We start from the raw sequence: 24605 nt of genomic DNA, 5'->3' as shown, positions 1-24605 counted from the left end.
AGGCCCCGGCAATGCCGGGGCCTTCGATTGCGCACTGCCGTGCCCTTACAACGTCGGGCCGCGCGTCTCGGGAGGCGGCTGGATCTGCTGCGCAGTTTGCTGCGTCTGACGCTGGCTTTCCTCGGCAACCTGCCGGCTGCTGTGTTCCAGCGACTGGCCCTGTGCCTGAGAGCGATCCACGAACACCCGCTGCATTGAAGGGTCGGTCATCTCGCCCTGCACCGCGAAGAAGCCGTCTCCGCTTTTGCTGGGCAGTACATGGTCGATGCGATGCAAGCCGCCGACCTTCGCCTCGAACACAAGCTGCCCAGCCGCCTGATCAACCTCCTTGCGGTTGGAAAACCCACCGCGCTCGCCCAGTGCGTCCAGCTTGCCCACCGTACTGAGGAACAAGCTGTTGTCGGGATGGCATGGGTCGGAGAGCAATGGAGGAGCGGAGGATGCTGCTGGCGCAGGTGTAGCTTGGGCATGCGTGTGAGTCTGCTCGGCGGCTTTGGTCGCATGCTGCGACACCGCCTGCCCCAATGCCGCCTGCGTCTTTTGCCCCACCACGCCATCGACCTGCAAGCCATGCGTGCGTTGGAATTGCTCCACCGCAAATTTGGTATTGCCACCGAAGTCGCCATCGGCTTGCAGTGGCTTGCCGTCACGGCCGGTGGCCCCCAGTTGGGCGAGCTGGCTTTGTAGCTGTTTTACTGACTCGCCGCGTTCGCCCTGTTCCAGCTTGCCGTCGTGGTGGGAGTGGCCGGCATGATGCTTGGCTGGCACACCTTCAAACGCATGACTAGTCGCAACTCTCGGAGGAGCTTCGGTCGGCGTATGACCCGACAAGCTATTACTCACACTGTTCGCATAGACGGAGTACTGGTCCATCTTGCGCCCCATGGCGGCGTACGCTTCCGCGTTGGTGATATTGCCATCTCCATAAAGAGATGAGTTACCGCTGATGACCGCTGCGCTCAGGACACTACTGACTTTCCCATTTGGATTGTCATGTACTGCCTGTAAGAATTTCGGGCCGTCACCTGTACCGAGGTTATGCATCGCATAGACATTCGCCGCGACATCCTTACCACCGAACTTTGCAGCGCGATCGATATTCTCGCGTGTAAATTCCGCCAGCATTGCAGCTTGGAGATGTGCATCCTGGCGAAGCTCCGGCGCATTAGCCTGAGCGCGAGTAAGCTCGGAAGCATTTTCAACACCATATTTTTCGCCATAGGTGTTGACCATCTGCTGCCAGGTACTATTTAAGAACTGGCCGTATCCGTAAGCAGACGAGATTGCCATCGTGCCATCGAACTGCCTGACCGTGTTGTTCTCAGGGCGACTGACCGCAACAGGCCGCGCAGCTGGATTGAACCCAGATTCAAATCCAGCAATCTTGACCATCACACCCGGGTCGATGCCCGCAGCATGCGCAGCATCTACCAGCTCTTGCCGATGCTCAGCCCATCTATCGTCGATCCGTGCCATGTAGCGTTCTCCTTAATCAAAATCGTGAATGAAATCAAGGATTCCAGGGGTAGATTCCTTTCGCTTCGTCATAAGACACCAACCGCGTCTCCAGCACAGTATCGCCACGTTTACGCGCAACCTCCAGCGGATACATGCCAGCAACCGGCTTCCCATCTGTTTTGACGCTCAGCTCGTTAGTTTCGTCAGGAGATTTTTCGCTCACGCGCGGGATTCCAGACACATCACGAATTTCGGAACCCACAGGTACCTGCAAAGAATAACGCGTCACTTGGACCCCTTGCCAGATACCACCAGCAGTGGAAAGCCAGCCATAGCGCGCAGGCCCAACTTGAATGACCTTGGAATTTAGACAACCACAATCACCAGCCTGTCCCATATCGGTGGCGGGCTTTGCAGCTAGGACTTTGATTTTTTTATCAACATCCGAACCAACAACAAACAGCCCTTCAATACCAGGATCGACTTGCGAATAGATTTCGGCTTGGGGATCGCTATGTGATTGAACGTAGATCTTTGCGCCATCGGTTTCAGTGGAAACCTTGGAAACCACACCAATCATGCAGTAATCCAGCGAATCTTCCCCCACCTTCAACTCATACTTCCAACAGTTGCGCGACGGATCGAAATTACCAACTCCATAAGCAGAATTCATAACCTCCTTGACCAATGATTTAACTTCAGATGGATTCGGAGAAATATGATTACGCACGCTAACAGGGGCGCTAGCGGGCACATTTGAATTAGCAGGTGAAGCAGTCGTCGGCAGATCAGCCTGCTCTTGAAGAGCCCCACCTTGGGGGTTGCAGGCTGCAATAGTAGCGACTAAAAAACAGAAAAATGGAACCCTATAAATACGCTTTAATGCCGAACAGCGATTACGGCAAAATAAGATGAATAACCTCATAGATGCCACCTTGCGAATTTAGTATACCATCTCAATACCGAACATCGCCATTAAAATCAAGTTTTTGACGAAATAATAAATACCGCAAAGACGCGATTTCAGTATTTTCTAAATATCGGATCTGAACAACCTGAATATATCACACTGCAATTACCGCCACCATATTTTTCACAATCGTTTTTTGCCAATTTTACAGCAATATCATCTGATTCGGCACTCTGAAAAAAACTTCTTTTATTCGTCGCAACTAGTGCGGCGCATTGATTCTTAAATACAAGATTAACCTTACAGTCCCTTGCCCCACCTTCACCACAGAGTCGCATTGCAGCGCTCTCGGCCTCTTCACGGGTTAACTTACCAACGACCGCACCGCTTTCGCCAGTTAGGTTTGAACCAGCAATAGTTCCCCAAGTCTTAATCCACTCGCCTGTTGGCCGAGGTGCAGGGGCGGGAATATCACCTCTAGAAGTGCCCGAATCAGGCCCACATTGGGGACTACCAGGAGCCACACCACTTGGACAAGCTGTTTGCGCGGACGCAACATTAATCACACCCAAGCTTGTAAACAAAAAGAGAGAAAGTAGGTAACGATTCATTTATTCACCATAAAATCAGGAGTTACTTCTGGGCGAGACCACGATTACCAGTATTGGATTCTTGATTAGATGGCGCTTCGGTACGCATACCGGTGGACACTCTACCGCCGTCTTGCTCCCTGTTACGTATTGTTTCCCGCTCCGGCGTGCCAGGCTGATAAGGCCGCCCAGCACCCGGCTCCTGTCCCGCCCTATCCAACTGCCCCAGCGCAGAGTACGCCGTGAACTGGCCCAGCGTGCCCTGGAAGAAGGCAGCGGCCATTGGTGGTGCGGTGATAATGAGCGTCGTCAATACCAACCCCACTCCTCCCTGCTGCAGCGCCATGCTGCTGATGCCTTCGCCGTTGCCGCCGTTCAAGGCCCACTTCGCCAGGAACGCTACGCCCACCGCACCTACCACCTTGGTCGCCAGGCTCACCGTGAAGGTCAGCACCGACAACGAGAACATCGTTCCTAGTCCGTATAGCAGCCACTTGCTGAACAGCGACTTCGTGGCCTGGAACAACAGGCACAGGATGAACAGCGGGCCAAACCCCACCACCAGGGCCATCGCCAGCTTGTTCAACAACAGCATCGAGCCGGCCACCACGCCCGGGCCTGCCATGCCGATGCCCGTGAACCAGCGCGCTCGGTCCTTGGCATCCTTGCTCTCCTCGTCGCCGCCGGTCTTGATCTGGTCCAGACCCGTCAGCGCCGCCTGCATCAGCATCAGGTTCTTGTCGATCGCCTCGTAGGGGCTGTCCGAGTCACCGGTCACCGTCTTGGTGATCGCCGAGCTGATCCCGTCGGTCAGCGTCCAGTACAGCTGTGGCGAGCCCTTGGCCATGCTGGTGGCCAACCCGATCACCAGCGCCGCCCGCAGCGCCGTCACCACCAGGCCCATCGCCGCCTCGCGCGATTGACCAGTCACGATGCGGTAGCCCTGGATGAAAATCCACAGCGTCAGCACCGTCAGCGCCACCATCCCCACCCACGCCGTCGTCCGCTGCAACAACTCCCATTGGAAAATCGCGATCTCGTCGCGCAGGTAGTTGTTGATAAGACGAAAAAATTCGTAGTTGGCGATATTCGTAAAGAAGTCATTCATAGGTCACCACATCATGAAACCGCTGCGCCGTGGACAGCGCACGCTGCCCGAAGTTGAATCCATTGCAATTGCGCGTCCACCACCGCCACCGCACATCAATCGCTGTCAATCGCCAACTCCCGATATCCATCCGGACGCTTGCTCTCGATCTGATTGAACGCTTCCTTCATCGCCGCCCCGGCCACCAGCGTCTTGCCAAGGCTCAACAGCGTCCCGGTCAGCTGCGACAGAAACGACGGATCGGCATCCGGGTCCGGCGGCTTGGTGCCACTCATCGCCGCCAACGCCGCGCCGGTCTGCGTATCGGTCAGGTACGCCAGCCGCCGGTCGTAGGCAAACATCGCCGACTCCATCTGCTGACGGTCGATGTCCATCATCGCCTTCAGCGCCAGCAGCTTGTTGGTGTTGCTCTCCAACATGCCTACCTGGCCATCCTTGATCCCGGCACGGTCCTTTTCCAGTTTGCGCAGACGCTTCAAGCGCTCGGCGGTGATCTCGTTCATCGCCACCATGTAGTTGTACTGCGCATTGCGCGTGCGCTGCGTCAGCTCGCACACCTGCTTCTGCACGCCAGACACCGGCGTGCCCGAGGTGGAGGAGGCGCACCCGCTCACCCCGAAGTCGTCGGGCACCTTCTTCAACGCCTCCTTGGGCTTTTCCACTTCCTTGCCGCTGGACTCCTCGCCATCGCCCTTGCCGACCTTCTGGTTATCCAGCATCTGGTCGGCTGTCTTGTTGAGCTCCTTGTCCACCACCTCCCACTGCGCGCTGGCCGTGCCCGCCATGCACAGCAGCGCCAGTCCCATCAAGAGCCGGGAAACCTGCCTGAAGTTGGTTGTCATGATGTTCTTTGCCTCCTGCGACATAATCGAATGTGGTGCCACATGCATCAGCTGCGATGGTGTGGATGGTGTTGATGGCCTCGATGAACTACGCATCCTCCACCTCCTTGTCCTTGACCGAGCTGCGCTTGCCCGAGCCCTTGCGGTTGGCATAGAACTCGGCCAGCCACTGCTCCGGCGTCAGTTGGTCCATGCTCACGCCCAGCTTGCTCGCCTTGCCCGCCAGCACCTGGTGCAGGATCTCGATGTTGTCGGTCGAGGAGGAGATCACCGCCAACGCATCGTCCATGCCGCGCAGGTTGAGCTGGCACACCGCCGAGGCGTGGCCTTGCTTGACCAGGAAGCACCGCGAGCGCTCGTCCAGCGACACCACCACCTGGTACTCGGCATCGGTCAGCTTGAGCCCGTCGATGTAGTCGTCGCGGCTGGCATTGGGGTTGGGCAACAACACCATCGTGGCGGTCTGCTCGATCAGCGCTGCGGCGATGTCGCTGGCCAGCGCGTCTTCCGGGCTCTGCGTGGCGAAGATCCCCAGGCCGTTCTGCTTACGGATGGTCTTCTGCTTGTTCTTGGCAAATTCCTTCAGCCCGCCCTTGCCGTCCAGGATCTTCCAGAACTCGTCCATCACGTAGATCAGCGGACGGCCGTCGATCAGCGCTTCCAGCCGATGCAGCAGGTAGTTGATGACCGGCACGCGCACCTCGGCGTTGTCGATCACGTCGGTGTAGTCGAAGCCGATGATCGAGGCACGCGTCAGGTCGATCGTGTCCACCGGGTTGTCGAACACCCAGCCCAGCGAGTTGCCGGCCGTCCACCGACGCAGGCGCGCATACAGCCCGTCATCGCCCATGTTCGGCAGGCTCTTGCGGAAGTTGCTCATGCTGCGCAGGTGCATCGGCGTGTCCAGCATCCCTTCCACCGCGCGGTAGATGTCTTCTTCCTCGCGGGCGCTGTACTCCGCCTTGCCCCCCAGCACCTTGACCAACTCCGCCAGAAATTGCGTATTGGCTTCGTTGCGCTCGCACTGGAACGGGTTGAAGCCGGTCGGTACGCCGTTTTCCAGCGCCAGGTAGTTGCCCCCGCAGGCGCGCACGAAAATCTCCGCGCCGCGGTCCTTGTCGAAGAAGAAGATCGTCGGTACCGGATCGAACTTCTGCACCTGGCTCAGCAGAAAATTGATCAGCGCCGTCTTGCCGGTACCGGACTTGCCGATCACCATCGTGTTGCCGATCGCCTTCTCGCCCAGCGAATTCTCCGCAGGGTGCGTGGCGTGGAAATTGAAATAATACGGCTGGCCGTTGGTGGTCTGCAGCGTCGTCACGCAGTCGCCCCATGGGTTGTTGTGCTGCTTGCCCTGGGCGAAGTTGTGCAACGGCGACAAGCCCAGGAAATTGAGCGAGCTCAGGTTGGCGATGCGCGTGCGGAAGCGCCAGTTGCCCGGCAGCTGCGCGTAGAACGAGGAAGCGATCGCCAGGTCTTCCTTCCAGTACCTTCAGCGCGTCGTGGCAACCTATCAATTCGAGTGAACTAGGGCTTAATGCAAGGATCCATGCCCATTCCGCTGCCTCAAAAACAATGGCCCCGGCAATACCGGGGCCATCGATTGCGCGCTGCCGTACTCCTTACAACGTCGGGCCGCGTGTGTCGGGAGGCTGCGGGGTCTGCTGCGCTGTCTGCTGCGTCTGACGCTGACTCTCCTCGGCAACCTGCCGGCTGCTGTGTTCCAGCGACTGCCCTTGCGCCTGGGAACGATCCACGAACACCCGCTGCATTGTCGGGTCGGTCATCTCGCCCTGGACCGCGAAGAAGCCGTCTCCGCTTTTGCTGGGTATAACATGGTCGATGCGGTGCAAGCCGCCGACCTTCGCCTCGAACACAAGCTGCCCAGCCGCCTGTTCAACCTCCTTGCGGTTGGAAAACCCACCGCGCTCGCCCAGCGCATCCAGCTTGCCTACGGTGCTAAGGAACAGGCTGTTCTCGGGATGGCGTGGGTCGGAAAGCAGCGGAGGAGCGGAGGATGCAATTGGTGCCGGGGTAGCTTGGGCCTGCGCGTGAGTTTGCTCGGCGGCTTTGGTCGCGTGCTGCGACACGGCCTGACCCAATGCTGCCTGCGTCTGCCGCCCCACCACGCCATCGACCTGCAAGCCATGCGTGCGTTGGAATTGCTCCACAGCGAACCTGGTGTTGCCACCAAAATCGCCATCGGCCTGTAACGGCTTGCCATCGCGACCGGTTGCACCCAGTTGGGAGAGCTGGCTTTGTAGCTGTTTTACCGACTCGCCGCGTTCGCCTTGTTCCAGTTTGCTATCGTGGGGCGAGTTGGCACGACGGTGTCCAGTTGGCGAATGCTCTGCCGGCAAGCGGCCTTCTGCCAGCTCCACAAGGTCGTTCTTTTCAGAACGTGCACGATCACGCAACGAATCCCATTGAGTCGGTGAACTCTTAAAAAGTCTTTCCGTATGAGAATACTTGTAGTCTTGAACTGCCTCCACGATCTGCTTGTCAGACAAATCCGAAAGCTTGCAATCATCTCCGAACTTCTCAGCAAGACCTTTCCTGAATATTGCAGGTGTCAGTGCACGGTACTGTACCGACGTGCTCCAAATAGCATCCTGCACTGCGGGACCACGGTCCGTTAAATCGATCCCACCAGCCTTCAAGGACGAGAGCTGCTCGTCATAATGGCTTACCTTGATGAAATTATGTTGATCCTTCGCAAATGAAGGATCTGCGTGCGCAAATTGCTTCCACTTTTCGTCGAAGGTAGCTGTTGCAGGTGTCAAACCTGAAAATTCTTGCCCATAACGAGATTGATCCAAATATTCCCGCAAGGTCCCAGACTTGGATGAAAGTTGATAAACACCATATGAGACGCCACCATGATCCCCCTTTCCCGTGGAAATAGTCCCAACGCCGCGCCCGCCGCTTTCGTATCGGGCAGAGGTCATTCCTAAATGCCATCCTTCCATAGTTGCCATAATCAAACCCTCATATTTGGTTAACAGACTTCTAGCGCCTACGCCATAGTCTGCGGATACTAACGCTTCTCCAGATCATCGGCACGCTTCGCTGTTGCGTTCAGCATACATGAGCTGTCTTCCAGCTCTTCGGCTTGCCCTCCACCCAATGCTCCGTTCGATTGGCAAAGCGCGTCCCGCTGGTTAATCCAATCACGCTCCTCTTGTTTGAGCGCAGCCCTCTCACCAACAGCTAGCTTATCCATGAGATTGCGATAAGCTTTGTTTAGACGAGCGTCTTGGTACTCATACTCACTTTCATTGCAACCCATCATGGCCGGATGGATTGCATTTGATTCTTTTACACATTGAACATAAGAGCGGCGGAGGCTAACTTCTTTTGCAAGATCGCCACGCTTTTCCTTGACACTACCGTCAAGTACATTTTCAAGCAACTGATCCTGCTTACGAGCGATTCGCTTTTCCTCCGCTGTAGCTTCGGAATCTCTAGCCTTTGGCTCACTTTCAAATGAATGCTGTTGTGCAAAAGCATCAGCAGCTATTCTTGGCGGATATTCTTGCCTGCAGGAACAAAGCAGGAAAACAAAAAGAGCCGCCAAAACGGAGGTTTCATATTTTAGCTTCATTCCCGCAACCCCCTAATGAAACACCAAACAGATTGAGCTGAAAACTACATCCACGACACCGGGAGCGCTCCTCAATGAGAGCTATAAAATCCGAAAATTTTGTATAAATTTCCCTAAAACTTCCTAAAGACAGGCTCAGTACAATCCGTATAAATAACATGACAACCTGAACCTCCTCGCTGGGAGCAAAGCTGTATCGCGTCTTTCTTTGTGAACGAGAGATCTGGCCCAGCAGATATCCCGCCTTTTATTGGGCTTGAGCTTGAATTAGCTACGGCTACGCATTTATTTCTATACGTAAAAGTAACATTGCAACCCTTAGATCCAGCTGTAGCACATTGGTCTAGCGCATCCTCTTCAGCTTTCTCTTCGGACATCATTCCTGTGGATGCCCAAGCTTGGGACGTACCTTCCGCACTAGCGATTGCACCCCAAGTTTTTAACCACTCACCTGTTGGCCTAGGCGGCGCGGGAGGAAGTTCCCCTCGTGAAGTACCAGAGTCTGGTCCACATTGCGGGCTACCTGGAGCTACTCCAACTGGACAAGCGGTTTGAGCTTGCGCCTGCCCTAAAGCAAACATTAGCGGGAAAATGAGAATTAGCGGCTTCATAGTTAGACCTGAAATCACATTAATAATCTTTGTTCTGGGCAAGTCCACGGGCACCAGAACTCGCCACAGAACCGTTATCAGAACTTGAGTTACTATTTCTTGTGTTAATGCTTGTCGGCACGTTCGATGCGATATCTCTGTCCTGAGACGCATCTCTGACCGGCGGCGCCGGCTGATGAGGCCGTCCGCCACTACCATCCTGACTCGCCCGATCCAACTGTCCTAGCGCCGAGTACGCCGTGAACTGGCCCAACGTACCCTGGAAGAAGGCAGCGGCCATTGGTGGTGCGGTGATGATGAGCGTGGTCAACACCAAACCTACTCCTCCTTGTTGCAGCGCCATGCTGCTGATGCCTTCGCCGTTGCCGCCGTTCAGTGCCCACTTCGCCAGGAACGCCACGCCCACCGCACCTACCACCTTCGTCGCCAGGCTCACCGTGAAGGTCAGCACCGACAACGAGAACATCGTTCCTAGTCCGTATAGCAGCCACTTGCTGAACAGCGACTTCGTGGCCTGGAACAACAGGCACAGGATGAACAGCGGGCCAAACCCCACCACCAGCGCCATCGCCAACTTGTTCAACAACAGCATCGAGCCGGCCACCACGCCCGGGCCTGCCATGCCGATGCCTGTGAACCAGCGCGCTCGATTCTTGGCGTCTTCACTTTCTTTATCGCCGCCGGTCTTGATTTGATCCAACCCGGACAGCCCCCCCATGTCACGATAGTTGTCCGCTCCCCTGAATCCTCAGATGGAGACCGCGATGGCCCACTACAGCCCCGAACTCAAAGACCAGATCGTCCGGCGGATGATGCCCCCCAACAATCAGAGCGTTGCTGACCTGAGCCGTCACACTGGCATCAGCGCCCCCACGTTGTACGCGTGGAAGAAACAGATCCGCAGCCAAGGATATATCGTGCCCGACACCGCTACTTCGCCGGACAACTGGGACGTGAAAGCCAAACTGAGAGCCGTCGCCCAGACGATGCCGATGAACGAGGCCGAGTGCTCGGCGTGGTGCCGTGAGAACGGCATCTACCCCGAGCAGATCGCTGCCTGGCGGCAGGCCTTTGAGACCATGCAGTCGAGCGCCTCGGCAGCGGAGCGGGCGGTTTCCACGGTGATGCGCAAGCGCGTCAAGCAGCTTGAGAAGGAGCTTTTGCGCAAGGATCGCGCCCTGGCGGAGGCGGCAGCGCTGCTGACGCTGTCAAAAAAAGCCCAGGCTCTCTGGGGCACCGACGAGGACGTCTGATCCCCGCGTCGTTGAAACAGAGAGCCGTCACGTTGATCGCCGAGGCAGTGGCCGCCGGTGCCCGCGAGATCAAGGCATGCCAGGTGCTGGGCATCAGCTGCCGCACGCTGCGCCGTTGGCGCGGTGCCAGCACGTTGGTGGATGCTCGAAAAGGCGCGGCCAAGCACTGCCCGCATGCGCTGAGCTGCGTCGATAAGGAACGCATCATGGCCGTCGCCAACCAGCCCGATTACCAGAGCCTGCCCCCCTCGCAGATCGTGCCCCGGCTGGCAGATCAGGGGATTTACATCGCATCGGAATCAAGCATGTATCGCGTGCTGCGTGCGCGTGGGCAAGTCAATCGCCGTGGTCGCGCCGCCGCCCCGCGAACTGTGGCTAAACCGATGGCGGTGCGTGCCGATGCCCCTCGCCAAGTCTGGTCATGGGATATCACTTATCTGCCCTCGACGGTGAAAGGCCAGTTCTTCAAGCTGTATATGATCCTGGACGTCTACAGTCGCAAGATCGTGGGCTGGGAGGTCCACCACGAGGAGCTGGCCATCCACGCATCGGTGCTGATCGGGAAAGCCTGCATGCGAGAGCAGGTGGCGCGCGACACGCTGGTACTGCACGCTGACAATGGCGGCCCGATGAAAGCGGCAACGATGCTGGCCACCTTGCAGAGCCTTCATGTGACCCCGTCCTTCAGCCGTCCACGGGTGAGTGACGACAACCCTTACTCAGAGGCGCTGTTCCGCACGCTGAAGTACGCGCCGGCATATCCGAGCAGGCCGTTTACCGACATCACCTGCGCGCGCAGTTGGGTGGCGGGCTTCGTGGACTGGTACAACAACGAGCACCGCCACAGTGGCATCCGATTTGTGACGCCGCACGAGCGCCATGAGCGACGCGACCAGGCCATCCTGGCCGCACGCGCGGACGTGTACCGGGAGGCCGCCATGCGTCATCCAAGCCGCTGGCGCGGACGCGCCACGCGCAACTGGACGCCTGTCGGCACGGTTTGGCTGAACCCGGATAACGACGATAGGAAAGCACCTGATGACATGAAGTTGGCAGCATGAAATAGCGGACAACTATGTTGACAATCACCGCATCCCTTCCACCGCGCGGTAGATGTCTTCTTCCTCGCGGGCGCTGTACTCCGCCTTGCCCCCCAGCACCTTGATCAACTCCGCCAGAAATTGCGTATTGGCTTCGTTGCGCTCGCACTGGAACGGGTTGAAGCCCGTCGGTACGCCGTTTTCCAGCGCCAGGTAGTTGCCCCCGCAGGCGCGCACGAAGATCTCCGCGCCGCGGTCCTTGTCGAAGAAGAAGATCGTCGGGACCGGATCGAACTTCTGCACCTGGCTCAGCAGAAAGTTGATCAGCGCCGTCTTGCCGGTACCGGACTTGCCGATCACCATCGTGTTGCCGATCGCCTTCTCGCCCAGCGAATTCTCTGCCGGATGGGTGGCGTGGAAATCGAAATAATACGGCTGGCCGTTGGTGGTCTGCAGCGTCGTCACGCAGTCGCCCCACGGGTTGTTGTGCGGCTTGCCCTGGGCGAAGTTGTGCAACGGCGACAAGCCCAGGAAATTGAGCGAGCTCAGGTTGGCGATGCGCGTGCGGAAGCGCCAGTTGCCCGGCAGCTGCGCGTAGAACGAGGAGGCGATCGCCAGGTCTTCCTTGGCCGACACGAAGCCTGCATTGTACAACTCCGCGCGCGTGGTCGCGATCTGCCGCGCCAGCTTCTCCTGGCTGTCGGCATACACCGCCAACGTGAAGTGGTACTCGCCCAGCACGAAGTTGCCCGACGCCACGTCATCCATCGCCAGGTCCAGGTCGCGGATCTGGCTGGAGGACTTGTCCCCGGAGGAAATCATCATGCCCTTGGTGCGTTCCAGCACCTTCAGCGCGTCGTGGCGTCCGACCGGGCTGAAGGAATGGGTCATGACGTACTCGAAATCCAGGTACTTCAAGCCATTGAGAATGCCCGGGTAGGTCCCGTCGGCGTATTCCTTGATGTTGAGGATCGCGCCGAAGTGGTTGATGCCATCGGGCGTACGAATGACGAAATCGCCCGTCTTGTTGGCGAACATGTGCTTGCTGACCGGCAGGTACGCGGGCACCGGCGCCTGCAGCACCGGCACCGGCTCATCGATGCGGTTGAGCAGATAGCCCAGAAACTCCAGCGTCTCGGAAAACACGATGCCATTCTTGGCCTCGTACATGCCCAGCCGATACGGCGAATAATCCTTGAGCACCGCCTCCACATTGGTGGCCAGCTCGACGATCTTGCCAACGGCCTGCTCTTCCTCCACGCGGATCTTGTCCGGGTTGGCCGACTTCTCCACCAGCCGACGCCCGGTCACCACCGGGCGATAGATCATGCTGAAGTACAGCTCGTTCTGCATGATCTTCTGCGAGGACAACGCCGCGTAGTACTCGTCCGACAGGCCCTGGTTGAACGACTGACCAAAGCGCCCGCCAGTGCCGATCCGGCGCCGACCAATTGATGAACAAAAGATTAATGCAAGAATCCAAACTTGTTTTGCCGCATCCAAAAAAGAAGGCCCCGGCAATGCCGAGGCCTTCGATCGCGCACTGCCGTGCCCTTACAGCGTCGGGCCGCGCGTCTCGGGAGGCGGCGGGGCCTGCTGCGCAGTTTGCTGCGTCTGACGCTGGCTCTCCTCAGCAACCTGACGACTGCTGTGTTCCAGCGACTGCCCTTGCGCCTGGGAACGATCCACGAACACCCGCTGCATTGTTGGGTCGGTCATCTCGCCCTGGACCGCAAAGAAGCCATCGCCGCTCCTGCTGGGTATAACATGGTCGATGCGGTGCAAGCCGCCGACCTTCGCCTCGAACACAAGCTGCCCAGCCGCCTGTTCAACCTCCTTGCGGTTGGAAAACCCACCGCGCTCGCCCAGTGCGTCCAGCTTGCCCACCGTACTAAGGAACAGGCCGTTGTCGGGGTGACGAGGGTCGGAGAGCAATGGAGGAGCGGAGGATGCGGCTGGTGCAGGTGTAGCTTGGGCCTGCGCGTGAGTCTGCTCGGCGGCTTTGGTCGCATGCTGCGACACCGCCTGACCCAATGCTGCCTGCGTCTTTTGTCCCACCACGCCATCGACCTGCAAGCCATGCGCGCGTTGGAATTGCTCCACCGCGAATTTGGTGTTGCCACCGAAGTCACCATCGGCCTGTAACGGCTTGCCATCGCGACCTGTTGCACCCAGTTGGGAGAGCTGACTTTGTAGCTGTTTTACCGACTCGCCCTTACTATCCTCTCGGAGAATCGAAGTCGAATGTTCAGCGCCGACATGATTTGTGTGCGTCCCATGAGTACGGCTGGGCTGCATGTATTGATCTAAGCCATCACGATTACGCGTGATATCGTGCATATAGTCATAGTTACTGGTGCCGTTACTGTCGCTAAATTCGCGCCCGCCACTGATCGCAGCACGCGCACCACCGTAACCTGAAATATGGCGAGCCTTCAAGAATCCAGCGACTTTGGTTGGGCTATCATCACCATCCAAGATTCCTTCACGGACCGCTTGACGATATGATTTATCGCTATTTATCTTGAAGGCACCATCTTGCAGCTCGGCAGAGGCCTTGTATTTCTCAAGACTCAGCCCACCCTTCCAGTTTGAGGAGTCCTCAAGAAAGCGCGTCATCCCACCACTGGTGGCCCACTTCCATTCAGCGCCTCGCACCTTCTCCGGATCATAACCAGCATCCCGCATGGCGGCATTGAGCTTCGCACTATCCACATAGCCGGCATCAGCAAGCCAACCGGCCCCCGCTTGGTAGCGACCTACGTAGCCTTGCTTGTTGGTGATGGACAGGTCGCCGCCATTGCTCTCGGTCATGACGGTTGACGCGATCAATCGACGCGTTGTTGCGTCATCGAGTCCTGCAATGTTCCCCTGACTATAAGCCTGAGCGGTGGCCGCCGCTTTTTCTCGTCTATCAGCCATGATGCATGTCCTCTGGATATGACGGTTGGGTAAAGCACCACCCTTCTAGTGGTGCTGGGTACTGCGAATTTACAGCTCCTTACACTGCAATTCCTTGATTCGCTTATCAGGCTTCACTTTGGTAAAAAGGAAAGTTGTATAGCCAGGGCCGCGCGAACCCTCGCCATCATCGATATACGCCTCAAGGAAAACTTGCTGACCATCAAATTTTACAAGGTAAAACTTCGTCTGAGTGTCAGGACCGCCCGCCTTATCTTCTCCGCAATCACCGGCGATACGGGATATCGTCGCTGTCACGGGGAGCTGGCGCTTCACAACATCAGCATATTCCGTGCTGACGTAGAACTTCTTTATTGCAATCGAATGCACGTTCTGTGCATCCCCAGTGAGAGTAAGGCCTGACTCACCCTCATTACTCTTTTTTACTCCCGCATCTACTCCTTGGTTTCCGTCAGGAACGTCAACCATGCCGAACCCATCCAGAACGAGAGTTCCACTGCGGGACTTCGAATTATCCGGACTAGTACTATCAGGATTGGGTTGAGGAGAAGCTTCTCGCCACTTAACGCCTGGAACAGCATCGAAGTTTGACCAAGACGCCACCCTTTCATCAGGAAGTAAAGAAACGATTTGGTAAAGCGATGTCATCTGCTTGGCTCCTTCTGGATTGCCAGCTTGAGACAACAGCTTAGCTGCGCCTCCTGCCATCTTTTTTTGTTCTTCGTGGACGCTAGGCTTTGCATTTTGATTGGCAATATCCTGCTTACAGGCTCCAATCAACAAAAGCCCTACAGCCGCAAAAGAAAACCCGACTCTTTTTATAGGAATAATCAAAGCCAGCCCCTCAAAGGAGGTCCAGGACCATATTATTCGGAACAACGAACGAAAGAAGCAAATAAAAATACTCACTGCACCAAACTCCGAAAAACAGAGGCCTCAGAAAATACTCAATTAATTCGAATATTTTATTCAGTATTTTCGAAATACTGGGTTTGTACATTCGGAATATCTGACCTTACAAGAACCACCATTACTATCCTTACAAGATTGCATTGCCAATTTGGCAGCCCGCCCTTCAGTGCCAGACGCTTGAAAGAAAGTGTCAGTCTGAGAGCTTGCCAAAGCCGCGCATTGATTATGATAAGCAAGGTTCACCTCACAATCCTTTGCACCACCACGCTCGCACTCCTGAATTGCAATCCTCCTCGCCTCATCTTCGGAGGTTTTATTAGCCGAGGTTCCCGCTTCCCCCATGGATTTAGATGTTGCAATTGCCCCCCATGTCTTAATCCACTCACCTGTTGGCCTTGGTGGAGGGGAAGGAATATCACCTCTTGATGTACCAGAATCAGGTCCACATTGTGGGCTACCAGGAGCAACGCCTACCGGACACGCTGTTTGAGCAAATGCTGACGGAACTGCATTAACCAGAAAAAAAAGGGACACCCAGAGTATGCACTTCATATTCTCACCAAATAGTACATAGATTTTAAACTCATTTTTGAGCAAGACCCCGATCACCGGTACTGACTTCTTGCGCAGGCGTGGAATTGGAGCGAATAGAATTATTAATAGCTGTCCCAGATGCCTGGGTATTCGTATCTGCATCATTTCTAGCCGGCGGTGCCGGCGTCTGCGGCCGTCCGCCACTACCATCCTGACTCGCCCTATCCAACTGCCCCAGCGCCGAGTACGCCGTGAACTGGCCCAACGTGCCCTGGAAGAAGGCGGCGGCCATTGGTGGTGCGGTGATAATGAGCGTGGTCAACACCAACCCTACTCCTCCTTGTTGCAGCGCCATGCTGCTGATGCCTTCGCCGTTGCCGCCGTTCAAGGCCCACTTCGCCAGGAACGCTACGCCCACCGCACCTACCACCTTGGTCGCCAAGCTCACCGTGAAGGTCAGCACCGACAACGAGAACATCGTTCCTAGTCCGTATAGCAGCCACTTGCTGAACAGCGACTTCGTGGCCTGGAACAACAGGCACAGGATGAACAGCGGGCCAAACCCCACCACCAGGGCCATCGCCAGCTTGTTCAACAACAGCATCGAGCCGGCCACCACGCCCGGGCCTGCCATGCCGATGCCCGTGAACCAGCGCGCTCGGTCCTTGGCATCCTTGCTCTCCTCGTCGCCGCCGGTCTTGATCTGGTCCAGACCCGTCAGCGCCGCCTGCATCAGCATCAGGTTCTTGTCGATCGCCTCGTAGGGGCTGTCCGAGTCACCGGTCACCGTCTTGGTGATCGCCGAGCTGATCCCGTCGGTCAGCGTCCAGTACAGCTGTGGCGAGCCCTTGGCCATGCTGGTGGCCAACCCGATCACCAGCGCCGCCCGCAGCGCCGTCACCACCAGGCCCATCGCCGCCTCGCGCGATTGACCAGTCACGATGCGGTAGCCCTGGATGAAAATCCACAGCGTCAGCACCGTCAGCGCCACCATGCCCACCCACGCCGTCGTCCGCTGCAACAACTCCCATTGGAAAATCGCGATCTCGTCGCGCAGGTAGTTGTTGATAAGACGAAAAAATTCGTAGTTGGCGATATTCGTAAAGAAGTCATTCATAGGTCACCACATCATGAAACCGCTGCGCCGTGGACAGCGCACGCTGCCCGAAGTTGAATCCATTGCAATTGCGCGTCCACCACCGCCACCGCACATCAATCGCTGTCAATCGCCAACTCCCGATATCCATCCGGACGCTTGCTCTCGATCTGATTGAACGCTTCCTTCATCGCCGCCCCGGCCACCAGCGTCTTGCCAAGGCTCAACAGCGTCCCGGTCAGCTGCGACAGAAACGACGGATCGGCATCCGGGTCCGGCGGCTTGGTGCCACTCATCGCCGCCAACGCCGCGCCGGTCTGCGTATCGGTCAGGTACGCCAGCCGCCGGTCGTAGGCAAACATCGCCGATTCCATCTGCTGGCGGTCGATGTCCATCATCGCCTTCAGTGCCAGCAGCTTGTTGGTGTTGCTCTCCAACATGCCTACCTGGCCGTCCTTGATCCCGGCACGGTCCTGCTCCAGTTTGCGCAGACGCTTCAAGCGCTCGGCGGTGATCTCGTTCATCGCCACCATGTAGTTGTACTGCGCATTGCGCGTGCGCTGCGTCAGCTCGCACACCTGCTTCTGCACGCCAGACACCGGCGTGCCCGAGGTGGAGGAGGCGCACCCGCTCACCCCGAAGTCGTCGGGCACCTTCTTCAACGCCTCCTTGGGCTTTTCCACTTCCTTGCCGCTGGACTCCTCGCCATCGCCCTTGCCGACCTTCTGGTTATCCAGCATCTGGTCGGCTGTCTTGTTGAGCTCCTTGTCCACCACCTCCCACTGCGCGCTGGCCGTGCCCGCCATGCACAGCAGCGCTAGTCCCATCAAGAGCCGGGAAACCTGCCTGAAATTGGTTGTCATGATGTTCTTTGCCTCCTGCGACATAATCGAATGTGGTGCCACATGCATCAGCTGCGATGGTGTGGATGGTGTTGATGGCCTCGATGAACTACGCATCCTCCACCTCCTTGTCCTTGACCGAGCTGCGCTTGCCCGAGCCCTTGCGGTTGGCATAGAACTCGGCAAGCCACTGCTCCGGCGTCAGTTGGTCCATGCTCACGCCCAGCTTGCTCGCCTTGCCCGCCAGCACCTGGTGCAGGATCTCGATGTTGTCCGTCGACGAAGAGATCACCGCCAACGCATCGTCCATGCCGCGCAGGTTGAGCTGGCACACCGCCGAGGCGTGGCCTTGCTTGACCAGGAAGCAGCGCGAGCGCTCGTCCAGCGACACCACCACCTGGTACTCGGCATCGGTCAGCTTGAGACCTTCGATGTAGTCGTCGCGGCTGGCATTGGGGTTGGGCAACAACACCATCGTGGCGGTCTGCTCGATCAGCGCTGCGGCGATGTCGCTGGCCAGCGCGTCTTCCGGGCTCTGCGTGGCGAAGATCCCCAGGCCGTTCTGCTTACGGATGGTCTTCTGCTTGTTCTTGGCAAATTCCTTCAGCCCGCCCTTGCCGTCCAGGATCTTCCAGAACTTGTCCATCACGTAGATCAGCGGACGGCCGTCGATTAGCGCTTCCAGCCGATGCAGCAGGTAGTTGATGACCGGCACGCGCACCTCGGCGTTGTCGATCACGTCGGTGTAGTCGAAGCCGATGATCGAGGCACGCGTCAGGTCGATCGTGTCCACCGGGTTGTCGAACACCCAGCCCAGCGAGTTGCCGGCCGTCCACCGACGCAGGCGCGCATACAGCCCGTCATCGCCCATGTTCGGCAGGCTCTTGCGGAAGTTGCTCATGCTGCGCAGGTGCATCGGCGTGTCCAGCATCCCTTCCACCGCGCGGTAGATGTCTTCTTCCTCGCGGGCGCTGTACTCCGCCTTGCCCCCCAGCACCTTGATCAACTCCGCCAGGAATTGCGTATTGGCTTCGTTGCGCTCGCACTGGAACGGGTTGAAGCCGGTCGGCACGCCGTTTTCCAGCGCCAGGTAGTTGCCCCCGCAGGCGCGCACGAAGATCTCCGCGCCGCGATCCTTGTCGAAGAAGAAGATCGTCGGCACCGGATCGAACTTCTGCACCTGGCTCAGCAGAAAATTGATCAGCGCCGTCTTGCCGGTACCGGACTTGCCGATCACCATCGTGTTGCCGATCGCCTTCTCGCCCAGCGAATTCTCCGCCGGGTGCGTGGCGTGGAAGTTGAAATAATACGGCTGGCCGTTGGTGGTCTGCAGCGTCGTCACGCAGTCGCCCCACGGGTTGTTGTGCTGCTTGCCCTGGGCGAAGTTGTGCAACGGCGACAAGCCCAGGAAATTGAGCGAGCTCAGGTTGGCGATGCGCGTGCGGAAGCGCCAGTTGCCCGGCAGCTGCGCGTAGAACGAGGAGGCGATCGCCAGGTCTTCCTTGGCCGACACGAAGCCTGCATTGGACAACTCCGCGCGCGTGGTCGCGATCTGCCGCGCAAGCTTCTCCTGGCTGTCGGCATACACCGCCAACGTGAAGTGGTACTCGCCCAGCACGAAGTTGCCCGACGCCACGTCATCCATCGCCAGGTCCAGGTCGCGGATCTGGCTGGAGTACTTGTCCCCGGAGGAAATCATCATGCCCTTGGTGCGTTCCAGCACCTTCAGCGCGTCGTGGTAGATCATCAACCCGAATGAACTGGGGCTTAATTCAAGAATCCATACCTGTTCCGCCGCCCCAAAAACAATGGCCCCGGCAATGCCGGGGCCATTGATTGCGCGCTGCCGTGCCCTTACAACGTCGGGCCGCGCGTCTCGGGAGGCGGCTGGGTCTGCTGCGCGGTCTGCTGCGTTTGACGCTGGCTCTCTTCGGCAACCTGCCGGCTGCTATGTTCCAGCGACTGACCCTGTGCCTGGGAGCGATCCACAAACACCCGCTGCATTGTTGGGTCGGTCATCTCGCCTTGCACCGCGAAGAAGCCGTCTCCGCTTTTGCTGGGTAGTACGTGATCGATACGTTGAAGCCCACTCACCTTGGCCTCGAACACGAGCTGCCCGGCTGCCTGCTCAAGCTCCGTGCGGTTGGAAAACCCGCCACGCTCACCCAGGGCTTCCAGCTTGCCCACCGCGCCAGCAAACATGATGTTGTCGGGATGGCGTGGGTCGGAGAGCAGCGGAGGAGAGGAGGATGCGGCTGGTGCCGAAGTCGCTTGGGCCTGGGCGATGGTCTGATCGGCAGCTTTGGTCGCATGCTGCGACACCGCCTGACCCAAAGCAGCCCGCGTCTGTTGCCCCACCACACCATCGACCTGCAAGCCATGCGCGCGTTGGAATTGCTCCACCGCGAATTTGGTGTTGCCACCGAAGTCGCCATCGGCTTGCAGTGGCTTGCCGTCACGGCCGGTGGCACCCAGTTGGGCGAGCTGGCTTTGCAGCCGTTTTACCGACTCGCCGCGTTCGCCTTGTTCCAGTTTGCCGTCGTGAGACGCGTCGCGCCTTGACTGCTGAGGGGCCGCAATCTGCTGGGCGGGCTGTGAGTTGACTTGCTTCCATGCCTGCTCAGGTGACAAGCCGCTTTCAATTGCAGCACGATACGAATCACGCATCGTGTTTAACGCCGCTGCTGTCTCTGCGCTTGTGATCGACGCATGATTGGCTCCGCCAGGTTTGTCGTAGTAGCTTTTACCGGTCTCAGGGCTAGCGATGCTTGCCCATTCCTGAGAAAGTGCTTTTTGCGCAGATTGCAACGTTACGCCCTGAGTACCTACGATATAATCTTTCACCTGATATCTTTTATCAGAGAGGCTCATCGCGGATTCGTGTGGGTGCCTTGAGGCCCCTGAATCTGCGTTGAGCCTTGGAAACAGGCCCTTTCCACCGTCCCAGAAGGTGGTACATCCTGTGCTGACTTCTTGACGCGGTGTTCTGCATGAAAACGGGCCGTCGGCTGAGTGAGTTGTTTTCCTTCCCTGGCTTCGCGGCGGAGTCCACGCTCAAGGGCATGTTCGGCGCCCCGAAGGCGCGGATCGTGACCTTGCGGCGCCGAAAAAAACGGCCGTGTGTTCCAACTGTGGCCATCGGTGTCGCAGCCGCTACGACAAGCGCCTGTGCCGCGCCCGCGACTTGCGGGCGGCCGGCTGGATGCTGTTCGTGGAGTTCGAGCGCTGGCGGGTCGATTGCCCGGGGTGCGGCGGCGTGCACGTAGAGCGGCTGGACTGGCTGGCCAAGAATCCGCGCTACACCGAGCGATTCGCCCTGCATGTGGGCAATCTGTGCCGAAGCATGACGCACAAGGCCGTGGCCGAGCTGGAGCGCCTGCACGACAGTACGGTCAAGGAGCTGTCCAAGCTGTACATGGCCGAGCAGGTGCGCCGGGCGGGGACGCCGGCGCCGCGCGCCATCGGCATCGACGAGATCGCGATCCACAAGGGCCATGACTACCGCGTTGTGGTCAGCGATCTGGAGCGCGGCCGACCGATCTGGTTCGGCGGCAGTGGGCGCACCGAGGCGGACATCGACCAGTTCTTCGCCGAATTGGGCCCAAAACGTAGCGCCGGCATCGACGTGGCGGTGATGGACATGTGGCGGCCGTTTCGCAACTCGGTGGGCAAGAACGCGCCCAACGCCAGCATCGTGTTCGACAAATTTCACATCATGCGCCACCTGTCCGACGCGCTCGATCAGGTGCGGCGCGACGAGTACAAGCGCCTTCAAGGCCAGGATCGCAGTTACATCAAGGGCCAGCGTTACACCCTGCTGAGCAATCGCGAAAACCTTACCCTGGACGGTCGAAAGGCGCTCGCCAAGTTGCTGGCGACCAACAAACGTCTGAACACGGCGTACCTGCTGAAAGAGTCCTTCGGGCAGCTGTGGAGCTACCGCACCGAGCGAGGTGCACGGGAGTTCTTCGAGCGCTGGAAGCAGAGTCTGCGCTGGCAGCGGCTTGTGCCCTACCAGACGTTCGTGGGGATGATCGAGCGGCACTGGGACGGCATCGCGGCGTACTGCAGGCCGGAGAACAAGGTCAGCCTCGGCCTGGTGGAAGGGCTCAACAACAAGATCCGGGTCATCCAGCGCAGCGCCTACGGCTATCGCGACGAGGAGTTCCTGAGGCTCAAGATCATCGCCAGCTTCCTGCCCGCGCTACCCGAAAATGCTCGATTGCACCCACAGTGATCCGCGAAGACCCATCAGAGATAAGATAATCAGAAAATAGACGATCCTGCATTTCCGAGCTAAACAGATCCCCCCGAGCCAATTTAAGATCCGCCACTCCACCCGCCATGGTAGCAGGGATAATTTGATACCTCCCTACTGCAAACAATCGCTCTGGATCACTTCCTCTTAAAGATTGTGCATCCATGACCTGGCCAAGCGTCATGCCTGAGAAATTTAGATCTCTATCCGCGCCGCGAATATGCTCCTTACCATTTGAATCAACGTAAGTTCCGCGATTGTAAGCATTATAAGAATCGCCACCAGATTCACCACGCTGAATCAGATCTGCCAATGGACTACTCATAACAGCACCTCTCGTGAAATATTAGCAAGCCAACAGAAATCAGCTATTTCTTAATTTCCTCAACATTCCACCACGAAACTGGCAACCCACGATCGCGCTCTTCTACCTTAGCGTCACCAATTTCACCATATGTCGCCACTTTCAAAAGCTGTTTCCCGTCAGAACTTACAAATTCAGACAGACAGTGACCATCTGCGCTACATTGACTCAACTCAGGCAGAGAATCACATTTCTTGCAAAGACTGGGATTAGAAGAACAAATTTCTTCGAAATTACGACCAACCAAATCTTTCTTGCAGTCCGGATTTTGTTTCGGCCTCCATCCGCCTGAAACGACTATCCGGCGAATCTGACCATATACCATACCTTCTTTCAGCTGCTTGATTGAAGCTAAGGCAGATAATTCAGAAGATAAATCTTTACGTTCATTGGCGACAATATCACCCCGTCCTGGAGGTTTTTCTTGCTCAAAACTCTCAACCCCTAATGCTTTCCCGTCTTTAGATGTGCAGCCAACCAACAAATTTTGAAGGGCAATGAAAGCAAGGAGAAAATATTTCCTACACATACACCACCCTGGTAGACGCTAGCCGTAACACTAAATATCGATAGAGAAGACAAAAGCCCTCTTCAAAATTTCCTAAAGACAGGCTCAGTGCAATCGGTGTAAATAACGTGACAGCCGCCCCCTCCCCTCTCCGAACACAACTGCACTGAATCTTTTTTCGCAATATCCAGATCAGGCCCAGATCTTGCCGCACTTTTAACCGGACTAGATTTCGAACTAGATACAGCGACGCACTGATTCTGATATGCAAACGTAACTCTGCAACCATTAAATCCAGCACTGGCACATTGATCGAGCGCATCTTTCTCAGCATCATCCTTTGACATCATTCTAGTAGATGCCCATGCCCGGCCTGTACCGTCAGCATTAACTATTGCACCCCAGGTTTTTAACCACAAACCTGTCGGCCTAGGAGGTGGCGGGGGAAGATCTCCTCTTGAAGTGCCGGAATCAGGACCACACTGCGGACTTCCTGGAGCCACCCCCACGGGGCAAGCTGTCTGCGCATGCGCACTGCCAGAAATAAACGAAATAAATATAAATGAGACAAGTAGTTTCATAATTGCACCTCGTAATTTTATTTTTACTTTGCTTGCCCACGAGCCCCAGTACTTGCCACAGATGAAGCATTGGAGTCTGGGCCAGTATTTCTTGTTTCAACACTCACCGTTCCTGCTGACGAGTTATCTCCATCTCGATTGGTATTCCTAGCGGGAGCATCTGGCGTATAAGGCCGCCCACCACTACCATCCTGACTCGCCCTATCTAACTGCCCTAGCGCCGAGTACGCCGTGAACTGGCCCAACGTGCCCTGGAAGAAGGCGGCGGCCATTGGTGGTGCGGTGATAATGAGCGTGGTCAACACCAACCCTACTCCTCCTTGTTGCAGCGCCATGCTGCTGATGCCTTCGCCGTTGCCGCCGTTCAAGGCCCACTTCGCCAGGAACGCTACGCCCACCGCACCTACCACCTTGGTCGCCAGGCTCACCGTGAAGGTCAGCACCGACAACGAGAACATCGTTCCTAGTCCGTATAGCAGCCACTTGCTGAACAGCGACTTCGTGGCCTGGAACAACAGGCACAGGATGAACAGCGGGCCAAACCCCACCACCAGGGCCATCGCCAGCTTGTTCAACAACAGCATCGAGCCGGCCACCACGCCCGGGCCTGCCATGCCGATGCCCGTGAACCAGCGCGCTCGGTCCTTGGCATCCTTGCTCTCCTCGTCGCCGCCGGTCTTGATCTGGTCCAGACCCGTCAGCGCCGCCTGCATCAGCATCAGGTTCTTGTCGATCGCCTCGTAGGGGCTGTCCGAGTCACCGGTCACCGTCTTGGTGATCGCCGAGCTGATCCCGTCGGTCAGCGTCCAGTACAGCTGTGGCGAGCCCTTGGCCATGCTGGTGGCCAACCCGATCACCAGCGCCGCCCGCAGCGCCGTCACCACCAGGCCCATCGCCGCCTCGCGCGATTGACCAGTCACGATGCGGTAGCCCTGGATGAAAATCCACAGCGTCAGCACCGTCAGCGCCACCATCCCCACCCACGCCGTCGTCCGCTGCAACAACTCCCATTGGAAAATCGCGATCTCGTCGCGCAGGTAGTTGTTGATAAGACGAAAAAATTCGTAGTTGGCGATATTCGTAAAGAAGTCATTCATAGGTCACCACATCATGAAACCGCTGCGCCGTGGACAGCGCACGCTGCCCGAAGTTGAATCCATTGCAATTGCGCG

20 protein-coding genes and 4 pseudogenes are annotated in these 24605 nt (G+C 57.5%); 2 read left to right on the top strand and 22 right to left on the bottom strand.

The window, feature by feature from the left end; genetic code table 11:
• Positions 1 to 45 precede the first annotated feature (45 nt).
• The 10 genes and pseudogenes from ACCQ13_RS09370 to ACCQ13_RS09325 form a co-directional block, all read right to left on the bottom strand.
• Complete coding sequence (locus tag ACCQ13_RS09370; RefSeq protein ID WP_338000527.1) at positions 46 to 1476, bottom strand: XVIPCD domain-containing protein; 1431 nt, start codon at positions 1474 to 1476, stop codon at positions 46 to 48.
• Positions 1477 to 1510: 34 nt separating this feature from the next.
• Complete coding sequence (locus tag ACCQ13_RS09365) at positions 1511 to 2383, bottom strand: hypothetical protein (RefSeq protein WP_223214435.1); 873 nt, start codon at positions 2381 to 2383, stop codon at positions 1511 to 1513.
• Between the two features lie 98 nt (positions 2384 to 2481).
• The gene (locus ACCQ13_RS09360; RefSeq protein WP_159407078.1) at positions 2482 to 2979 is read right to left on the bottom strand and encodes a DUF4189 domain-containing protein; all 498 of its coding nucleotides are present in this window, start codon (positions 2977 to 2979) and stop codon (positions 2482 to 2484) included.
• A 22-nt stretch (positions 2980 to 3001) separates the two neighbouring features.
• Positions 3002 to 4066: a TrbL/VirB6 family protein gene (locus ACCQ13_RS09355; RefSeq protein WP_159407077.1), complete on the bottom strand. Its 1065-nt coding sequence runs from the start codon at positions 4064 to 4066 to the stop codon at positions 3002 to 3004.
• Between the two features lie 95 nt (positions 4067 to 4161).
• Entirely contained in the window at positions 4162 to 4932 is a 771-nt protein-coding gene (locus ACCQ13_RS09350; protein ID WP_159407076.1) for a hypothetical protein, read from the bottom strand.
• 64 nt (positions 4933 to 4996) lie between these two features.
• Positions 4997 to 6391: pseudogene (locus ACCQ13_RS09345) on the bottom strand (TraG/VirB4 family ATPase); the annotation flags it as partial.
• A gap of 139 nt (positions 6392 to 6530) precedes the next feature.
• Complete coding sequence (locus ACCQ13_RS09340) at positions 6531 to 7856, bottom strand: VgrG-related protein (protein ID WP_338000529.1); 1326 nt, start codon at positions 7854 to 7856, stop codon at positions 6531 to 6533.
• An 89-nt stretch (positions 7857 to 7945) separates the two neighbouring features.
• The gene (locus ACCQ13_RS09335) at positions 7946 to 8512 is read right to left on the bottom strand and encodes a lysozyme inhibitor LprI family protein (RefSeq protein WP_274392089.1); all 567 of its coding nucleotides are present in this window, start codon (positions 8510 to 8512) and stop codon (positions 7946 to 7948) included.
• A 113-nt stretch (positions 8513 to 8625) separates the two neighbouring features.
• Positions 8626 to 8889 (bottom strand): DUF4189 domain-containing protein, encoded by a 264-nt coding sequence (locus ACCQ13_RS09330; RefSeq protein ID WP_338000528.1) that lies wholly within the window; start codon positions 8887 to 8889, stop codon positions 8626 to 8628.
• 253 nt (positions 8890 to 9142) lie between these two features.
• Positions 9143 to 9832 (bottom strand): annotated as a pseudogene (locus ACCQ13_RS09325) (TrbL/VirB6 family protein); the annotation flags it as partial.
• Between the two features lie 55 nt (positions 9833 to 9887).
• Here ACCQ13_RS09325 and ACCQ13_RS09320 point away from each other — a divergent pair.
• A protein-coding gene (locus ACCQ13_RS09320) for an IS3 family transposase (RefSeq protein WP_372372393.1) occupies positions 9888 to 11437 on the top strand; the annotation gives its coding sequence in 2 pieces (ribosomal slippage) (positions 9888 to 10341 and positions 10341 to 11437; 1551 coding nt in all).
• A 30-nt stretch (positions 11438 to 11467) separates the two neighbouring features.
• Here the strand turns inward: ACCQ13_RS09320 and ACCQ13_RS09315 are convergent.
• The 8 genes and pseudogenes from ACCQ13_RS09315 to ACCQ13_RS09280 form a co-directional block, all read right to left on the bottom strand.
• Positions 11468 to 12862 (bottom strand): annotated as a pseudogene (locus tag ACCQ13_RS09315) (VirB4 family type IV secretion/conjugal transfer ATPase); the annotation flags it as partial.
• A 108-nt stretch (positions 12863 to 12970) separates the two neighbouring features.
• Positions 12971 to 14230, bottom strand: a complete 1260-nt coding sequence (locus ACCQ13_RS09310) for a peptidoglycan-binding domain-containing protein (RefSeq protein WP_208800649.1) — start codon at positions 14228 to 14230, stop codon at positions 12971 to 12973.
• A gap of 177 nt (positions 14231 to 14407) precedes the next feature.
• Positions 14408 to 15247 (bottom strand): hypothetical protein, encoded by an 840-nt coding sequence (locus ACCQ13_RS09305; RefSeq protein WP_223214438.1) that lies wholly within the window; start codon positions 15245 to 15247, stop codon positions 14408 to 14410.
• Positions 15248 to 15307: 60 nt separating this feature from the next.
• The gene (locus tag ACCQ13_RS09300; protein WP_159407967.1) at positions 15308 to 15802 is read right to left on the bottom strand and encodes a DUF4189 domain-containing protein; all 495 of its coding nucleotides are present in this window, start codon (positions 15800 to 15802) and stop codon (positions 15308 to 15310) included.
• 31 nt (positions 15803 to 15833) lie between these two features.
• Positions 15834 to 16901 carry a TrbL/VirB6 family protein gene (locus ACCQ13_RS09295; protein WP_159407084.1) on the bottom strand — a complete coding sequence of 356 codons (1068 nt, stop codon included), beginning with the start codon at positions 16899 to 16901 and terminating at the stop codon, positions 15834 to 15836.
• A gap of 95 nt (positions 16902 to 16996) precedes the next feature.
• Entirely contained in the window at positions 16997 to 17767 is a 771-nt protein-coding gene (locus ACCQ13_RS09290; RefSeq protein ID WP_159407082.1) for a hypothetical protein, read from the bottom strand.
• 64 nt (positions 17768 to 17831) lie between these two features.
• Positions 17832 to 19463 (bottom strand): annotated as a pseudogene (locus ACCQ13_RS09285) (VirB4 family type IV secretion/conjugal transfer ATPase); the annotation flags it as partial.
• A gap of 113 nt (positions 19464 to 19576) precedes the next feature.
• Positions 19577 to 20593, bottom strand: coding sequence for a peptidoglycan-binding domain-containing protein (locus ACCQ13_RS09280; RefSeq protein ID WP_223214436.1), 1017 nt, complete (start codon positions 20591 to 20593; stop codon positions 19577 to 19579).
• 247 nt (positions 20594 to 20840) lie between these two features.
• Between ACCQ13_RS09280 and ACCQ13_RS09275 the strand changes: the two genes are divergently transcribed.
• Positions 20841 to 21959 (top strand): ISL3 family transposase, encoded by a 1119-nt coding sequence (locus ACCQ13_RS09275; RefSeq protein ID WP_159406523.1) that lies wholly within the window; start codon positions 20841 to 20843, stop codon positions 21957 to 21959.
• Here the strand turns inward: ACCQ13_RS09275 and ACCQ13_RS09270 are convergent.
• From ACCQ13_RS09270 to ACCQ13_RS09255, 4 genes are all read right to left on the bottom strand, one after another.
• Positions 21904 to 22305 carry a hypothetical protein gene (locus ACCQ13_RS09270; protein WP_159407081.1) on the bottom strand — a complete coding sequence of 134 codons (402 nt, stop codon included), beginning with the start codon at positions 22303 to 22305 and terminating at the stop codon, positions 21904 to 21906. The two genes, ACCQ13_RS09275 and ACCQ13_RS09270, sit on opposite strands and share 56 nt — an antisense overlap.
• 43 nt (positions 22306 to 22348) lie before the next feature.
• Positions 22349 to 22873 (bottom strand): hypothetical protein, encoded by a 525-nt coding sequence (locus tag ACCQ13_RS09265; RefSeq protein WP_159407080.1) that lies wholly within the window; start codon positions 22871 to 22873, stop codon positions 22349 to 22351.
• Between the two features lie 62 nt (positions 22874 to 22935).
• Positions 22936 to 23199 carry a DUF4189 domain-containing protein gene (locus ACCQ13_RS09260; RefSeq protein ID WP_338000532.1) on the bottom strand — a complete coding sequence of 88 codons (264 nt, stop codon included), beginning with the start codon at positions 23197 to 23199 and terminating at the stop codon, positions 22936 to 22938.
• Positions 23200 to 23456: 257 nt separating this feature from the next.
• Positions 23457 to 24530, bottom strand: a complete 1074-nt coding sequence (locus tag ACCQ13_RS09255; RefSeq protein WP_159407079.1) for a TrbL/VirB6 family protein — start codon at positions 24528 to 24530, stop codon at positions 23457 to 23459.
• Positions 24531 to 24605 lie beyond the last annotated feature (75 nt).

Origin of the sequence: Xanthomonas sp. NCPPB 1638 (genome assembly GCF_041475635.2) — a bacterium.
GTDB lineage: Bacteria > Pseudomonadota > Gammaproteobacteria > Xanthomonadales > Xanthomonadaceae > Xanthomonas > Xanthomonas cucurbitae.
Note: the sequence above shows the minus strand (reverse complement) of the source record. Positions and strands in the feature narration are given on the sequence as shown.

Bases quoted from the DNA above. Each gene is read 5' to 3' on its own strand.
- ACCQ13_RS09370 (WP_338000527.1), bottom strand. From the start codon at position 1,476: ATGGCACGGATCGACGATAGATGGGCTGAGCATCGGCAAGAGCTGGTA.
- ACCQ13_RS09365 (WP_223214435.1), bottom strand. From the start codon at position 2,383: ATGAGGTTATTCATCTTATTTTGCCGTAATCGCTGTTCGGCATTAAAG.
- ACCQ13_RS09360 (WP_159407078.1), bottom strand. From the start codon at position 2,979: ATGAATCGTTACCTACTTTCTCTCTTTTTGTTTACAAGCTTGGGTGTG.
- ACCQ13_RS09355 (WP_159407077.1), bottom strand. From the start codon at position 4,066: ATGAATGACTTCTTTACGAATATCGCCAACTACGAATTTTTTCGTCTT.
- ACCQ13_RS09350 (WP_159407076.1), bottom strand. From the start codon at position 4,932: ATGTCGCAGGAGGCAAAGAACATCATGACAACCAACTTCAGGCAGGTT.
- ACCQ13_RS09340 (WP_338000529.1), bottom strand. From the start codon at position 7,856: ATGACCTCTGCCCGATACGAAAGCGGCGGGCGCGGCGTTGGGACTATT.
- ACCQ13_RS09335 (WP_274392089.1), bottom strand. From the start codon at position 8,512: ATGAAGCTAAAATATGAAACCTCCGTTTTGGCGGCTCTTTTTGTTTTC.
- ACCQ13_RS09330 (WP_338000528.1), bottom strand. From the start codon at position 8,889: ATGTCCGAAGAGAAAGCTGAAGAGGATGCGCTAGACCAATGTGCTACA.
- ACCQ13_RS09310 (WP_208800649.1), bottom strand. From the start codon at position 14,230: ATGACCGAGAGCAATGGCGGCGACCTGTCCATCACCAACAAGCAAGGC.
- ACCQ13_RS09300 (WP_159407967.1), bottom strand. From the start codon at position 15,802: ATGAAGTGCATACTCTGGGTGTCCCTTTTTTTTCTGGTTAATGCAGTT.
- ACCQ13_RS09295 (WP_159407084.1), bottom strand. From the start codon at position 16,901: ATGAATGACTTCTTTACGAATATCGCCAACTACGAATTTTTTCGTCTT.
- ACCQ13_RS09290 (WP_159407082.1), bottom strand. From the start codon at position 17,767: ATGTCGCAGGAGGCAAAGAACATCATGACAACCAATTTCAGGCAGGTT.
- ACCQ13_RS09280 (WP_223214436.1), bottom strand. From the start codon at position 20,593: ATGAGCCTCTCTGATAAAAGATATCAGGTGAAAGATTATATCGTAGGT.
- ACCQ13_RS09270 (WP_159407081.1), bottom strand. From the start codon at position 22,305: ATGAGTAGTCCATTGGCAGATCTGATTCAGCGTGGTGAATCTGGTGGC.
- ACCQ13_RS09265 (WP_159407080.1), bottom strand. From the start codon at position 22,873: ATGTGTAGGAAATATTTTCTCCTTGCTTTCATTGCCCTTCAAAATTTG.
- ACCQ13_RS09260 (WP_338000532.1), bottom strand. From the start codon at position 23,199: ATGTCAAAGGATGATGCTGAGAAAGATGCGCTCGATCAATGTGCCAGT.
- ACCQ13_RS09255 (WP_159407079.1), bottom strand. From the start codon at position 24,530: ATGAATGACTTCTTTACGAATATCGCCAACTACGAATTTTTTCGTCTT.